Annotated in this window: 13 protein-coding genes; 7 read left to right on the top strand and 6 right to left on the bottom strand. The window is 35.7% G+C overall.

All coding sequences use genetic code 11. From position 1 onward, the window contains the following. Window positions 1-34: 34 nt before the first annotated feature. The gene (locus tag NLM59_RS00160; RefSeq protein ID WP_304415709.1) at window positions 35-643 is read left to right on the top strand and encodes a ribonuclease HII; all 609 of its coding nucleotides are present in this window, start codon (window positions 35-37) and stop codon (window positions 641-643) included. Here NLM59_RS00160 and coaD read toward each other — a convergent pair. The 5 genes from coaD to NLM59_RS00135 form a co-directional block, all read right to left on the bottom strand. After that, window positions 627-1,094: a pantetheine-phosphate adenylyltransferase gene (gene coaD, locus NLM59_RS00155; RefSeq protein ID WP_304415708.1), complete on the bottom strand. Its 468-nt coding sequence runs from the start codon at window positions 1,092-1,094 to the stop codon at window positions 627-629. The two genes, NLM59_RS00160 and coaD, sit on opposite strands and share 17 nt — an antisense overlap. A gap of 2 nt (window positions 1,095-1,096) precedes the next feature. Then, window positions 1,097-1,471 carry a TerB family tellurite resistance protein gene (locus tag NLM59_RS00150; RefSeq protein ID WP_304415707.1) on the bottom strand — a complete coding sequence of 125 codons (375 nt, stop codon included), beginning with the start codon at window positions 1,469-1,471 and terminating at the stop codon, window positions 1,097-1,099. 123 nt (window positions 1,472-1,594) lie between these two features. Beyond that, the gene (locus tag NLM59_RS00145) at window positions 1,595-3,481 is read right to left on the bottom strand and encodes an ABC-F family ATP-binding cassette domain-containing protein (protein ID WP_304415706.1); all 1,887 of its coding nucleotides are present in this window, start codon (window positions 3,479-3,481) and stop codon (window positions 1,595-1,597) included. Between the two features lie 109 nt (window positions 3,482-3,590). Further along, the gene (locus tag NLM59_RS00140) at window positions 3,591-5,273 is read right to left on the bottom strand and encodes an ArnT family glycosyltransferase (RefSeq protein ID WP_304415705.1); all 1,683 of its coding nucleotides are present in this window, start codon (window positions 5,271-5,273) and stop codon (window positions 3,591-3,593) included. Further along, a complete protein-coding gene (locus NLM59_RS00135) occupies window positions 5,215-6,192 on the bottom strand; it encodes a PhoH family protein (RefSeq protein ID WP_304415704.1) in 978 nt (325 codons plus the stop codon). Before NLM59_RS00135 ends, NLM59_RS00140 begins: the two co-directional genes overlap by 59 nt. A gap of 58 nt (window positions 6,193-6,250) precedes the next feature. Here NLM59_RS00135 and NLM59_RS00130 point away from each other — a divergent pair, with 58 nt between their 5' ends. From NLM59_RS00130 to NLM59_RS00110, 5 genes are all read left to right on the top strand, one after another. Beyond that, window positions 6,251-7,075, top strand: coding sequence for an SAM hydrolase/SAM-dependent halogenase family protein (locus NLM59_RS00130; RefSeq protein WP_304415703.1), 825 nt, complete (start codon window positions 6,251-6,253; stop codon window positions 7,073-7,075). Then, window positions 7,076-7,621: a CopD family protein gene (locus NLM59_RS00125; RefSeq protein ID WP_304415702.1), complete on the top strand. Its 546-nt coding sequence runs from the start codon at window positions 7,076-7,078 to the stop codon at window positions 7,619-7,621. Window positions 7,622-7,672: 51 nt separating this feature from the next. Then, window positions 7,673-8,404, top strand: a complete 732-nt coding sequence (locus NLM59_RS00120) for an ABC transporter permease subunit (RefSeq protein WP_304415701.1) — start codon at window positions 7,673-7,675, stop codon at window positions 8,402-8,404. Then, window positions 8,401-10,074: a gliding motility-associated ABC transporter substrate-binding protein GldG gene (gene gldG, locus NLM59_RS00115; RefSeq protein WP_304415700.1), complete on the top strand. Its 1,674-nt coding sequence runs from the start codon at window positions 8,401-8,403 to the stop codon at window positions 10,072-10,074. The genes NLM59_RS00120 and gldG overlap by 4 nt, the downstream gene beginning before the upstream one ends. A 474-nt stretch (window positions 10,075-10,548) precedes the next feature. Further along, window positions 10,549-11,415, top strand: coding sequence for a sigma-70 family RNA polymerase sigma factor (locus NLM59_RS00110; protein ID WP_304415699.1), 867 nt, complete (start codon window positions 10,549-10,551; stop codon window positions 11,413-11,415). Between the two features lie 163 nt (window positions 11,416-11,578). On the opposite strand, the gene NLM59_RS00105 is transcribed toward NLM59_RS00110, so the two are convergent. Beyond that, a complete protein-coding gene (locus tag NLM59_RS00105; protein ID WP_304415698.1) occupies window positions 11,579-12,511 on the bottom strand; it encodes an FKBP-type peptidyl-prolyl cis-trans isomerase in 933 nt (310 codons plus the stop codon). A 407-nt stretch (window positions 12,512-12,918) separates the two neighbouring features. On the opposite strand from NLM59_RS00105, the gene NLM59_RS00100 reads away from it, so the two are divergent. Then, window positions 12,919-15,231, top strand: a complete 2,313-nt coding sequence (locus tag NLM59_RS00100) for an ATP-dependent helicase (protein ID WP_304415697.1) — start codon at window positions 12,919-12,921, stop codon at window positions 15,229-15,231. Window positions 15,232-15,300 lie beyond the last annotated feature (69 nt).

Below are 15,300 nucleotides of genomic sequence, written 5' to 3'. Positions count from 1 at the left end.
TTTAATTTTTAAATAATTCTTAACTTGCGCCCATATGCAACTCACCTTTCAGACTGAATTTTTAGAAGCCGGATGCGATGAGGCAGGACGCGGATGTTTAGCGGGGCCTGTGGTCGCTGCTGCGGTGATATTAGCACATGATTTTAATCCAGGTGAGCTCAATGATTCTAAGCAATTGAGCGAGAAACAGCGTTATGAATTACGCACTAGAATTGAGCACGAAGCTGTTTGTTGGGCGGTGGGATATGTTTCTCCCGAAGAAATTGATGAAATCAATATTTTAAATGCAAGTTTCTTGGCCATGCACCGAGCCCTAGATGGCTTAAGACTTTCGCCTGATTTTATTGCGGTTGATGGCAATCGTTTTACACCTTATAAAAGAGTAAAACATCAGTGTGTGGTGAAAGGCGATGCAAAATATTTAAATATTGCAGCAGCATCTGTTTTGGCTAAAACTTATCGAGATGATTATATGAAAGAGATTCACGAGGAATTCCCATATTATCAATGGGATAAAAACAAGGGTTACCCTACCAAAGCACACAGATTAGGAATCAAAGAAAATGGCCCATGCAAATATCATCGCATGAGTTTTAATTTAATTTCCCCTCAAATCGAAATCGAATTTAAAAAGGATATCTAACCGTATCTGGAACTAACATGGTGTAATCACCTCCATTGCGCATTACATCACGCACAATACTTGAACTGATGTAGGATTTACCTGATGAGGTAAGTAAAAATACAGTCTCAATCTCTTTATTTGTCATAGCTCGATTGGTGTGAGCAATGGCTTTCTCAAACTCAAAATCGGCAGGGTTTCTCAAACCTCTTAAGATAAATTGAGCATTTTTAGACATCACATAGTCTACAGTCAATCCTTTGTAAGTATCAACTTCAACTTTATCGTGAGAAGCAAAGGTTTTCTCTAAAAACTCAATTCTTTGCTCAAGAGTAAACATGTATTTTTTTGATGCATTATGACCGATAGCCACAATGATTTTATCAAAAAGCGGTAAAGCTCTTTCTATAATGTCTTGGTGTCCTAAAGTGATAGGGTCAAAAGATCCTGGGAATACGGCAATTCTTTCCATGCTTATGAATTTGCTTTTAATTCCTCTTCTCTGCTACGCCAAGTCTTTAATAATAGTCTATATAAAGAGTTTTCTTCGTCGGTAATCTCATCATCTGCACGAATTAAATCTTTAGCAAATAATATAAATTCTTCTCTTTCCTCATAAGATGAATCATCATAAAAATCACGAGCTTTATTAGCAAAATGCTCATCGAAACTAGACTCAGTTAAGGTGATGATTTGATCTAATTCATCATCTAGATTAAGTCGAATTAATGACTCAACAGATAAGTACTCACGAATCACATCATCGCTTTTAGCGTCTAAATGTCCTTCTGCAGTTGCCAACATCGTCAACAAGTGATAGCCAGCAATGATTTTATTTGATTTCTTCATATGATTGAAATTTAAGTTGTGGGCTCAACCACGCTTAACACAAATTTAATGAGTTTACTTGATTTATTCCCATAAAACTAGAGAAAAGCAATTTTTTGATTTAAAGTATTAGTTTTTAAGGTTTTAAACTTGAGCAGCAAGTTCTTCCCAAGTTTGCATTTTATCTTCTAGAGACTCTTGTAGCTCAGCGTATTTAGCTAATTCCTCCTCGCTTGGGTTATGTTCTGCAAATGATTTCTCCATTTTTTCCATCTCCGTTTCTATCTCAGTAATCTCTGATTCAACTTGACTAATTTTATTTTTAATTTTTTTAATCTCAGCTTCATCGGTTTGAGTTTTAGGAGCTTCTTTAGGAACTGGAGCAGCTTTAGTCTTTTCAACCTTCTCAATTTCTCGCATGTTTTCTGCTTTGCGATAAACTAAGTAATCGTCGATGCCTCCTAAAAATTCTTTTACTTCTCCATCTTTAAATTCAACGATTTTCTGAGCTAAACCAGATAAGAATTCTCTATCGTGAGAAACCAAAATCAAAGTTCCTTCGTAGCTGTTTAAAGCATTTTTCAAGATTTCCTTTGATTGAATGTCTAAGTGGTTAGTCGGCTCATCCATAATCAACACGTTCGATGGATGTAGAAGTAATTTAGCTAATGCCAAACGGTTTCTCTCCCCTCCGGATAAAACCTTCACTTTCTTTTCTGCAGCCTCTCCACTGAATAAGAATGCACCTAAGATATCACGAACCTTAAGTCTAGTTTGTTCGGTTGCAGCATATTCTGCCTCTTCTAGGACTGTTCTTTCGTCTTTAAGAACATGATGTTGATTTTGAGCAAAATAACCTACTTCAACATTATGTCCATGTTGAATTTTTCCCTCATAATCGAGTTCTCCTACAATACAACGCGCCAAAGTTGTTTTACCTTGTCCGTTTTGTCCCACGAATGCTACTTTTTCACCACGTACTACTTCTAAGTTAACGCCAGAGAAAATTGTGTTATCACCAAATGATTTAGAAACATCCTCTAAAGTGAAAATCACTTTACCCGAACGTTGTGATGGCGCAAACCTGATATTCATAGAGTGAACATCTTCGTTCTCAACTTCAATCACCTCCATTCGGTTAAGTTTTTTCTGCAAAGACTTAGCTGTAGAAGCTTTAGATGCCTTCGCTCTAAACTTATCGATCAGTTGTTCGGTGTGTTTAATGTAGTTTTCTTGATTCTTTTTCGCAGATTCTAACTTTTCTCTTCTTTCTTCACGCAATTGGAGATATTTAGAATAGTTCGCTTTGTAATCATGCACTTGTTTGTTGGCGATTTCAAGGGTTCTGTTGGTAATGTTATCTAAGAATAACTTATCGTGAGAAACCAACACTACTGCTCCAGGATAGCCACTTAAAAATTCCTCTAACCAAACAATGGAATCTATGTCCAAGTGGTTAGTTGGCTCATCAAGAAGTAAAATATCATGATGCTTAAGTAATAATTTTGCCAATTCAACACGCATTCTCCAACCTCCTGAAAACTCAGAAGTAAGACGAGGGAAATCAGATTCCTTAAAGCCTAAGCCTTTTAGCACTTTTTCCATGTCCGCATCCTTACTATATCCACCCAAAACAGTGAATCGATCGGTGTAATGGCTGATGTCTTCAATCAATTTGCTGTACTCATCGCTTTCGTAATCTGTGCGCGTACTTAGCTGATGATTGATTTCATCTATTCTTGCTTGAATTTTATTTAACTCAACATAAGCCTGTGAAGCTTCATCCCAAATCGTGCGACCTTCTTCAAAATCAATATCTTGAGAAAGATAACCAACGCTAACCTCACCTTCGTGTACCACATCTCCTTCGGTGGCAGGTTGAGCTTTAGCTAAAATTTGTAATAAGGTTGATTTTCCGGCTCCATTTTTTCCGGCCAAACCAATTCTATCTCCTTTATTAATTCTAAAAGAAACATTATCGAATAGATAATTTCCCGCAAAATGAACTCCAACTTTTTGTGCTTGTAACATTTGGCAAATATACTGACATTCCTATTAAGCCAAAAGGAAACTACACTAGGCCGACTATAAATCTTGTGAAATTTATTTTTTAATGATTTTTAAGGCCGAATGCATTCGTTTATTCAGGAATAAATTGAATTAGCCAAGCATCGCTTAAGACTTCGGGACGGGATAATGGATTGATGAAATCTTTGTTTAATCTTGTAATTCTATAATTATCTACACGATATGATTTGCCGATAGACCAATTGGCGGCTTTAATGTCATTTGGGTGTTTATCATAAACCATCACCCAAAATGGTTCTGTTTTGCTACGAAGCTCCATCAAACTTGTTTTCTGCGTAGTCCCTTGAATATGCCAGTCCATCGCCCAGCTATATTGACCATCGATCATATATAGATCCTTAGCTTTAATTTCATTTCTAGCAGCAACTTTACCTAGTTTTTCACCAGCTTGATATTCGATGAGTTGTGGGTAAAAAGTTGTGTTTAAATAAATATTAGTAAATAAAATAAAACCGGCACTTACTACAACGGTGCGCTCTAATCTTGTGTTGCTTCTAATAAATAATACGATCAATAGAAGAAGAGTTAAAAGTAAAATTCCAATTACTGGAATACTTTCAAGAGGAAAAGCAATTAAACCTAAAAACGCTAATAAAACTAAGCCTAAAGCCGCAATGCTATATTGTGTAATTTGAAAAGCTTTAGGGATTCTACTTCTATAATTTTGAAAAATCTCAACAATCGAACTCGCTGTGAATATGGCCATTAATGGGAAAACGATATTCAAATAATGCGGAAGCTTGAATTGAGAGAAATTCATAGCAACAATAAAAAGCAAGGTAGCTCCCAAACTTGAAACTTCAACCCACTTGGGTTTGTTCCAGTTTTTAATCTTGAGATATGAGGACATATAAAACCATAAACTCCATGGTAAAAACGCCCATAATAAGGTGTGGAAATAGAAAAAATAATCGTTTTTACTTGCGCCACCAAAGTCCTCGCCACTAAAACGGCCGGTCGCTTGTCCATAGGTGATGAATTCTATTCCTTCCATGCCGAATTGCAAATAATAAGCATAAAGCATCGGAGTTGAACCCAATATGAAAGCAACTAAACCTAGAGCTAATTTCCAGCTTAAAAGACGTTGCCAATAGTTTTTGTACAACACCATGAAAAACAGAAAAGCTCCAATCACTGCAATGGCTATAATTCCTTTGGTTGAATAGGCGAAAGCTGTGAAAAGTCCTCCCAAAATAGCGCCTAGCAAAGCTTTTTTCTTCAAGAAATAAGTCCATTGCCAAATAGCCAAAATCGTGAAGGAAGTTAAAACAGCATCAGTTCTAACGTCGTGTAGACTCAGTATAATCGCTTGGGCTGTCAAAAACATTAAAGCGCTAAGACGAGCTGTATTTTTATTTTGATACAGTAAATCTGCTAACTTAAAAGTTCCAAAACCAGCCAAAAGCGTCAACACCAAAGCGGGTAGGCGATAGGCCCAAACTTCGTAGCCAAAAAGCTCGAAGCTAAAAGCCGATAACCAAAAGTGCATATGAGGTTTGTCTAAATAATCTCCACCACCTTTTAGTATTTCCCAATAATGATTAGACTGTGCCATTTGCATAGCCATGGTGGCATGTTGCGCACTGTCGTTTTCCATTAAAGGCAACATAAGGCCATAGCCAAGTGCTACGCCTAAAAGTAAGTAGAGAACAATGTAGGTGGTTTTTGAAATCACTTTATTTGGTGATAGTAGGTTGCTGTTTTGGTTGATGCGTTCTTCCATCTTCCTCATCATAAGCATCGATAATCTTCTTCACTAATTTGTGTCGAACAACATCTTTCCCATCTAAATGAACAAAAGAGATATCGTTTACATCTTTTAGGATGTGCATAGCTTCGATTAAGCCAGATTTTTGTCTTGGTGGTAAATCAACTTGTCCAGGATCTCCTGTGATAATGAACTTAGCTCTTTTTCCCATTCGGGTTAAGAACATTTTCATTTGAGAGTGTGTTGTGTTTTGAGCTTCATCTAAGATAACAAAAGCATTATCCAAAGTTCTACCACGCATAAAAGCCAATGGAGCCACTTCGATAACGCCACGCTCTATGTAGTTTTCTAATTTCTCATAATGAATCATGTCACGCAAAGCGTCATATAAAGGTTGTAGGTAAGGATCTAGTTTTTCCTTTAAATCACCAGGTAAAAAGCCTAAACTTTCTCCAGCTTCTACAGCAGGTCGAGTTAAAACAATTCTTTTAACTTCTTTGTTTTTTAAAGCTCTAACCGCAAGAGCAACACTGGTGTAGGTTTTTCCGGTACCGGCAGGACCAGTGGCGAACATCATGTCATTCTTCGCCATTTCATCCACCATTTTTCGTTGGTTGGGTGTAATGGCTTTGACTAAAATTCCGCTTACGCCATGCACTAAGACTTCATCTTTGGGATTCATCTTTTTGGGAGCGTTTTCCAATAATATTAAATCTAAATCAGTTTGATTTAAACGATTATAATGTTGAATATGCTGGATGATTTCTTCTACTTTCTCCTGAAAAACGTCTAATTCTTCAGTACTACCAACCGCTGCAACATTTCTACCGCGCGCAACGATTTTAAGTTTAGGAAAGTGTGAAGTAATATATTCAAGGTTCTTATTTTGACTTCCATAAAAATCTTGAATATTAATATCTTTGAGTTCGATTAATCTTTCGTGCAAATGATTTATATTTTAGTTATTTAAGACAAAAATAAGGAATATATTTGTGCATTCACAGATGTCAGTAATTACTTTAACAACAGATTTCGGAAATAGAGGCTATATGGTAGCCAGCATTAAAGGTGCAATCCTAAAAGAGTTTGAAAATGCCTGTTTGGTAGACATAACTCACGAGGTTGAACCTTTTAATATAGCTGAGGCTGCTTTTTTAATTCGTAATGTCTATAAGGATTTTCCCGATGGGACAGTGCATATAATTGGTGTTGATTCTTTACCTAATAAAGTCACCAAATTACTTGCGGCTAAGATCGATGGTCATTATTTTATTGCAGCAGATAATGGGATTTTATCACTTATTCTTGCGGAGCAAAGACCAGAGAATATGGTAGAGATTACCTTAGGTAGGTTCCATGAGTTTAGTAATTTCCCAACGCGAGATATATTTGTTCCGGTGGCTTGTCACTTATTAAGAGGAGGTAAGCTTGAGGTGATTGGAAATTATACTGAAACTTATAAAGAGTTGAATACCATTCGCCCAGTGGTTCATGGTGATGATAATATCATGGGAAATGTTATCCATATCGACAATTATGGAAATGTCGTAACCAATATTCAGAAGAAATTATTTGAGGAAAAGAGACGAGGTAGAAATTTCGTTATTCAAGTGAGGCATTTGCCTTTTGAGAAAATCTTAGATCGCTATGCCGATGCGGTTAAGGATTTTGATAATGAAGTGGACTCTCATGGAGAAAAGATGGTTTTGTTTAATTCTGCTGGTTATTTAGAGGTAGCAGTTTATAAAGGAAATCCTAATAGTTTTGGTGGAGCAAGCAGTTTGCTTGGTTTGAGTGTTGGAGATGTAATTAGCGTAGAATTTAGTTAAATGGAATATTCAATTATAAGAGCTATTCACATCATTTTTGTGGTGAGTTATTTCGCAGGCTTGTTCTATATCGTTAGGTTGTTTATTTATCACACCGAAGCACTTCTAGATCAAGATGGGCCTAAGAAAGATATTCTTCATGAGCAATTTTCATTCATGGAAGAACGACTGTGGAATATTATTACGGTTCCTGCATTTATCATTATGATTCTCTCGGGAACTTATATGCTCTATCTTGGGAATTGGGCTTATCTAGAACAAGGTTGGATGCACGTCAAACTAAGTTTTATTCTCATTTTATTCGTCTATCATTTTTGGAGTTGGAGGACTTTAAAGCAATTACATCAAGCGAAAACAGGGATGTCATCTACTCAGTTAAGAATGATGAATGAGGTGGCGACTTTGATTTTATTCGTGGTTGTTTTTGCTGTAGTGCTGAAAACCATGTTTATAGCCAATTGGTTTTGGGCGTTGATTTCATTTGTAGCGATGGGTATTTTTATTATGCTTGTTGTGAAAATAGTTAATCGAGGTAAGAAAGCCTAAAAATGGTTTTATCCAACAATAAATGTTTAATTTTGTGGTTAGGAATTCTGCATGTTTACAATCTTTAAAAAAGAAATAAGAAGTTTTTTTTGTTCGCCAGGGGCATATATCGTAGCCAGTATTTTTGTGCTGATTTGCTCGTTGTTTCTTTGGTTTTTTGACAATCAATATAATATTTTCAATCTTGGAAATGCTTCGCTAAGTACGTTTTTCTTTATTGCGCCTTGGGCTATGTTATTTTTAGTTCCAGCCTTAACGATGCGTCAATTGTCGGAAGAAAAGCAAATGGGAACGCTAGATTGGTTGATGACTCAGCCTATTAAAATACACCATATCATTTTTGGTAAGTTTTTCTCGGTTTTGGTTTTAATCTTATTTATGCTAATTCCAACCTTGATTTATATTAGCAGCTTACAACATTTTAGTATTGATGGACAGGCAGATATAGGTGCCATTGTTTCGGGATATTTAGGTCTATTTTTATTAGGGACTTTGTTTTCGGCGATAGGCTTTGCGATGTCTTCTATTACTGAAAATCAGGTAGTGGCTTATGTTGCAAGTGTTTTTATCTGTTTTGTTTTATTTTATGGATTCCAAGGATTGGCGTCTTATAATTTATTAGGAAATGCAGATTATTACATGCAGCAAATTGGTGCAGAATTTCATTACAATTCCTTTTTAAAGGGAATCATAGATAGTCGAGATGTAATCTATTTCTTAGGGTTTTCTGGGCTGTTTTTATATTTCACCTATTTCACATTACAACAACTCCAAAGACAATGAAAAAGTATCGTGCGATTATAGGAGTTTTAGTATTGCTCAGCGTTTGGTTGTTGTCTCTTTTTGTTTATGAAAGATGGGATGTAACCGAAGATAAGCGTTATTCTTTTTCTGAAGGAACGCTTAGCTTATTAGAAAATATTGAAGATCCAGTTAAGGTTAATGTTTATTTAGAAGGGGATTTAACTGGTAATTTTAGAGTTCTACAGAATGAAATCCGATTTTTATTAAATGAAATTAGTCGTAGGAATCCACAAGTTCAATATGAATTTATAAACCCGATAAGCGCGAATTTAAATATTGATTCCCTGCGTTCGAGAGGAGTAATGGACATGTCGGTACCGACACAAGATAAGATTCTACGCGTTTTTCCTTTTGCTACGGTAGATACCAAAGGCAAGACAGCAAGTGTTCCTTTATTGTCAAATAAGAAGATTCCTATTGAGGAGAGAGCCTTGGCATCTGTTGATATCCTAGAAGGCAATTTTGTAAAGGAAATTTATCGCTTGAGTTTTAAGGAGCGTAAACAAATTGGTTTAATTGTTCATCATGATGAGTTGTTGCCAAACTACTTAGATGGTTTGTTTAGAGTAGCAGCTAAGGATTATGATGTAACACCTTTTACGAGTCCATTACAAAATGGAACAGGTAGTTTGCAATTATCTGATTTAGATAGTTTAAGTAAGTTTGATGCACTGATTATCGCAAAGCCAATAAAACCCTTCAGTGATAAAGATAAATTGGTCATGGATCAATATATTATGAATGGAGGGAAGACTTTGTGGATGATAGAGGACGTGGACGCCGAAATGGATAGTTTATTTAGGTCGGAGAAAATTGTTGCCTTCCCAAGAAATACAAATCTTACGGATTTGATGTTTGCTTATGGTGTTCGTTTAATGCCTTCTGTTGTTAAAGATTTACAATCTAGTTATATTACTTTAGCAATTGGTCAAGCAGGGAACAATACAGCTTATGAGCAATTTCCGTGGCCGTATTTCCCGTTGAGCATTTCTAAACAGAATCACACGATTAATAGAAAAATAGCTAATCCTATTCGTTTTGAGTTTGCGAATCCAATTGAGATATTACCAAGAGACTCTGTGAACGCTGAGGTGTTGTTAACAACATCTAGACACGTTCAATTGCAGAAACCGATGACTTATATTGATTTCGGGGAAATTGAGCAGGTAAAACCAGAGAACTATCCGGAGCAGCCAGGAGTTTATCCGATGGCGGTTTTATTAGAAGGTTATTTTGATTCGGCTTATAAGGGTAGAATTGAATCTCAAGAAGTTGCTAATTTCAAGTCAAAATCAGATTTGAATGAAATGATTGTTATCTCAGATGGTGATTTTGCTAAGAATCATATCTTTAGAGGTGAGCCTTTAGCACTAGGAGCTGATAAGTATAGTATGCGACCAGATGTTTCTGATCAAGCTACAGTGATATATGATAATGCTGCTTTCTTGATTAATTCTCTTGATTATTTAACGGGGGATGATATGATGATTCAGCTGAATGAGAAACAACGAAAGCTTCATATTTTAGATAAGAATACCGTAGCAGCCGATCAAAAAACCTGGAGATGGTATAACATTGTTTTTCCTCTCATCTTTATTTGGTTAATTGGCTTGGTAGGAATGTTTATTCGCAAGAGACTTTATAGTTAAATCGTAGTCGTAGTGCGGCCACGATAGCAGTGGAAATCCTTTTTTACAAAAGACATTTACAAAAAACGAAGTAGAAGAGTGTCGTTATGAAACAAACTCCTTCTACGAGATTTTTTGTTGGCTATTGTAGAAAAGATTGCAACGAATAGCGTGAAAAGCCGCCCAAGAAATTAAAGTGTTGTTGTATAGGATTTTAGCCTAAAGTTGGCTGATCTTTTGGTGAAAAAGAGTGTTAATTTACGCTTTATTTTTGATGTCGGGAGGGCAATTAACGTGAAAAGGAATCTTGTTAACAAAAGTTTAACAATTTAGTTTTGTAACATTCCTAGAGTACATCCGTATATATAGATACGAGAATGAATACGCTACCAAGTATATAATCCTATTTTTATTAGAATTTTTTCTGCAATATCTGCAGCAGATAGTCGTGTGCCTTTTCGTAAATATTAACCCTGAAAATAGAGAACATATAATATGCGTCAGTTAAAAATTACAAAGCAGGTAACTAATCGTGAAACGGCTTCCTTAGATAAATATCTACAGGAGATTGGAAAGGTTGACCTAATTACAGCAGAGGAGGAAGTTGAATTAGCACAGCGTATTAAGGCTGGGGACAAGGTTGCGCTAGAGAAGCTGACCAAAGCTAACTTGCGATTTGTTGTATCGGTTGCTAAGCAATACCAAAACCAAGGTTTGAGTTTGCCGGATTTGATTAACGAGGGTAACTTGGGATTGATTAAAGCTGCTCAAAGATTTGATGAAACTAGAGGATTTAAGTTTATTTCTTATGCAGTTTGGTGGATTAGACAGTCGATTTTGCAAGCATTAGCGGAACAATCGAGAATTGTACGTTTGCCATTGAACAAGATTGGTTCGATTAATAAAATTAATAAAGCTTACGCATCTTTAGAGCAAGAGCATGAGCGTGCGCCTTCTGCCGAGGAGATTTCGGATCAGTTGGATATGACGGAGGAAGACGTGAAAGAATCTATGAAGAATAGTGGTCGTCACGTATCTATGGATGCTCCGTTGGTTGAAGGAGAGGATTCTAACTTATACGATGTATTGCGTTCGGGTGAGTCGCCAAATCCAGATAAGGAATTGATGATTGAATCATTGCGCGTTGAGATTGAAAGATCTTTACAAACATTGACGCCTAGAGAAGCTGATTTGATTCGTTTATACTTTGGTTTAAATGGAAATCACCCAATGACTTTAGAGGAAATTGGTGAAACATTTGACTTAACTAGAGAGAGAGTAAGACAGATTAAAGAGAAAGCAATTCGCAGATTGAAACATACATCTAGAAGTAAAATCTTAAAGACTTATTTAGCTAGATAATTTAGTTTATAAATTATATAAAAAGAGGAAGGCCAATGGTCTTCCTCTTTTTTTGTGTTTAAGTTTTGCGTGGAGTTCTAATAGGATTAAAATAAAAATGTCCCAAAATTCAGCATTGAATCTTGGGACATAATTAAGTCAAATAATTATTTGACGAATATTTTTAGTTACCTGGTTTAACAGCTTCGATGTTAACGCCTGGTTGACCTGGAGCTCTATTAGCACCAACTCCTTCTGAAATATCAATTAACTCGATATCAAATACTAAAGCATCACCTGGTCCGATTTTACCACTTCCCATGTCGCCGTATCCTAAGTCTGAAGGGATGTAGAATTCATACTTAGCTCCTTTAGACATAAGTTGCATTCCTTCTACCCATCCTGGGATTAAACCACCTGATTGTAAGGTGAATTCTACAGGCTCGCCATTGTTGTTTAAGTCTGTGCTGTCGAAAACGTCTCCATCGATTAAAGTTCCTTTATACTTAACTTTAATTTTATCACCTTCTTTAACTTTTGGTCCGCTACCTTCATTAATTACTTTATAAGCAAGTCCACTTTCTGTAGTTTTAACACCTTCTTCTTTTTTCTTTGCTGCTAAAAAGTCTAATCCTTTTTGTTTGTTGGCTGCAGCCGAATTAGCTAATTGAGTTTGATAGAACTCGTCCATTACCATAGCAACTGAGTCTACAGAAACTTTTAGGTTATTTTTCTTTAAATAATCCATCATTCCAACTAAGATCTCATCTGTGTCTAAGTGACCTTGGATTACATTGTTTTCTAAAGCTCCTTTAATTTGTTTACCAATATTAAGACCATAGCCGTATGAGTCTAATGTTTTGGAGTCTTTAAGGAAATCTTGAATTCCTTTTTTAACTTGATCAATGTCTAGAGAATCTTGAAGTTGAGGGTTTTGGTTGTAGCGCTCAGTGTTTTGACCTAGAGAAACTCCATAGGCGTAAGATGCTTTCATATCTAGTTCAGATAGCTCTACTTTTTCGCCTTTAGCATCAACACCAGAAACGACAGCATCTCCTTCTTTCTTACAAGAAAAAACGATGATACCTAAAGCGGCTGTTAAGATTATTTTCTTCATTTAACTATAAATTTTTATACAATTTTACGAACTTTTGGCTTGACTTCCTAAAAAAAGAAAACCTCTCCACCGCAGTGGAGAGGTAAACCCTAACTAATCAACCTAAACCTATGAAAAAAAAATTATTTTTTAATCCCTACAAATATGTCAAGATATAATTAGATATACAAATAAAATTTAATATTAATCTTAAAGTTTAAAAGATTAAATAAGTTAATTGTCTAAAATTCAAATCAATGAATAGTAAATTAAAATTTTGTTAAACTAAAAAGTTTTATTGCTTATTTTGATAAAATGACAATAGTAAAACTAAAAGAATAATGCAAGAATAACATTTAGATTGTTTTTATAGCATAGTATTTTAAATGAATTCTTTTGTAAAAAGAATCCTTTGTATCTTTATCGCCATGTCAACATACTTATCAGAATTAAACGATGTTCAACGTCAGGCTGTCGAGGCGTTAGAAGGTCCTGTGATGGTAATTGCCGGTGCTGGATCTGGTAAAACGCGTGTTTTAACCTATCGAATCGCTCATTTAATGAATAATGGAGTGGATTCATTTAATATACTTGCACTAACCTTTACCAACAAGGCGGCACGTGAAATGAAGGAGCGTATTGCCAAAGTTGTAGGGCATTCAGAAGCAAAAAACTTATGGATGGGAACTTTTCACTCCATTTTTGCTAGAATCCTAAGGGTTGAGGCGCCTTTATTAGGTTATCCATCTAACTTTACTATCTACGATCAGCAAGATGCTTTGTCGGTAATGCGTAAAGTGATTACAGATTTGCAGTTGGACAAAGATATTTATAAGCCTAAACAGATGCTTAATCGAATTTCTCAGTTCAAGAATAATTTGATTACTGTAAGAGCTTACTTGAATAATCCAGAGCTTATAGAAGCCGACGAGGCAGCTATGAAACCTAAGACAGGTGAGGTTTATAGAGCCTATGTAGAGCGTTGTTATAAATCTGGTGCTATGGACTTCGACGATTTATTGCTAAGAACCAATGAGGTGCTTACACGTTTCCCAGAAGTGTTAGCGAAATACCAAGATCGATTTAGGTATATTATGGTGGATGAGTACCAAGATACCAACCATTCTCAGTATTTAATCGTAAAGGCTTTGGCTTCAAGATTCGAGAATTTATGTGTGGTGGGTGATGATGCACAAAGTATCTATGCTTTCCGTGGTGCTAATATTCGTAATATTTTAGGTTTTCAAAAGGATTATCCAGATGCTAAGAGTTTTGCTTTAGAGCAGAATTACCGTTCGACACAAAATATTGTAAATGCGGCCAACGACATAATTGCTAAAAATAAAGATCAGCTGAAAAAAGATGTTTGGACAAGTAATGATGAGGGAAAGACTATTCCAGTATATCGTGCCTTGACGGATATCGATGAAGCGAGATTTATTGCTTCTAGAATTTTTGAAATCAAAATGCGAGATCAATTAAATAATAATGATTTTGCTGTTTTATATAGAACCAATGCTCAATCTAGAGCGATAGAGGAGGCTTTAAGGAAAAAGAATATTCCTTATCGTATTTTTGGTGGGATTTCGTTCTACCAAAGAAAAGAGGTTAAGGATTTAATTTCTTATTTAAGGTTGCTAATCAATACCAATGACGAGGAAGCTTTATTAAGAGTAATTAATTATCCAAAACGTGGAATTGGTTTAACGACGATTCAAAAGTTGACTGTATTTGCGGATGAGCAAAAAATGACTTTATACGAAGTTTTAGAAAACTTACCTCTACATGGTCCTAGAACAGGATTGAATGGTGGGACTTTGAATAAGCTTCATAACTTCATTACGATGCTACAAAGCTTTCAGGTTAAATTAAAAACTCATGATGTTTTTGAGGTAGCACTTGAAGTAGCTAAGCAAACAGGCTTGTTGAAGGAGTTAAGAGATGATGATACTCCAGAAGGAATCTCTAGATTAGAGAATATTCAAGAGTTGTTGAACAGTTTACAAGGATTTGTTGAAGAGCAGCAACAATTAGATGAAGGAGATCCATCTTTGGCTAACTTTTTAGAAGATGTTGCTTTGGCTACTGATATGGATAACGAAGACGAAGATGCTGATAAAGTGGCGCTGATGACAGTACACTTGGCGAAAGGTCTTGAGTTTCCGATTGTTTTCATTCCAGGATTAGAAGAGAATTTATTCCCTTCTATGATGAACTTGAATACGCGTTTAGAGTTAGAAGAGGAGCGCAGGTTGTTTTATGTGGCTTTAACAAGGGCTGAAAAACAAGCTATTCTTTCTTATTCAGTTTCTCGACAGAGATGGGGTAAGATTATAGATGCTGAGCCAAGTAGATTCTTAGAGGAAATGGATGATAAATACCTTGATTGGGAAAACCCAACGCCTATGTTACCGGTTAATAACAGTGGCTTGTCAGGAGATTTATTTGGTGATAAACCAGTTCCTAGGTTTAAAAAGAAATCTCAGCCGATTAAGAAGAAGTTGACGAATACTACTCAAACTTTAAGACCGCTTAAACAAGCTCAAGTAAATCCTGGTGATGCAGATCATCAAACCATAGAAGAAGGTTACACAGTGGTTCATGATAGATTTGGTAAAGGAAAAGTTCTTTCTTTAGAGGGTGAGCCCGATAATGTGAAAGCTAAGATATTGTTTGATAATAGTGGCGAGAAGAAATTATTATTAAAGTTTGCAAAACTTAGAGTTCTCAGCAAGAATTAAATTACAATTTTATATTAATATAAAAACCCTGAAATCAATGATTTCAGGGTTTTGTTTTTCAACCTATAG

It is taken from the genome of Profundicola chukchiensis, from assembly GCF_029664245.1.
GTDB classification, from domain to species: domain Bacteria; phylum Bacteroidota; class Bacteroidia; order Flavobacteriales; family Weeksellaceae; genus Profundicola; species Profundicola chukchiensis.
Note: the sequence above shows the minus strand (reverse complement) of the source record. Positions and strands in the feature narration are given on the sequence as shown.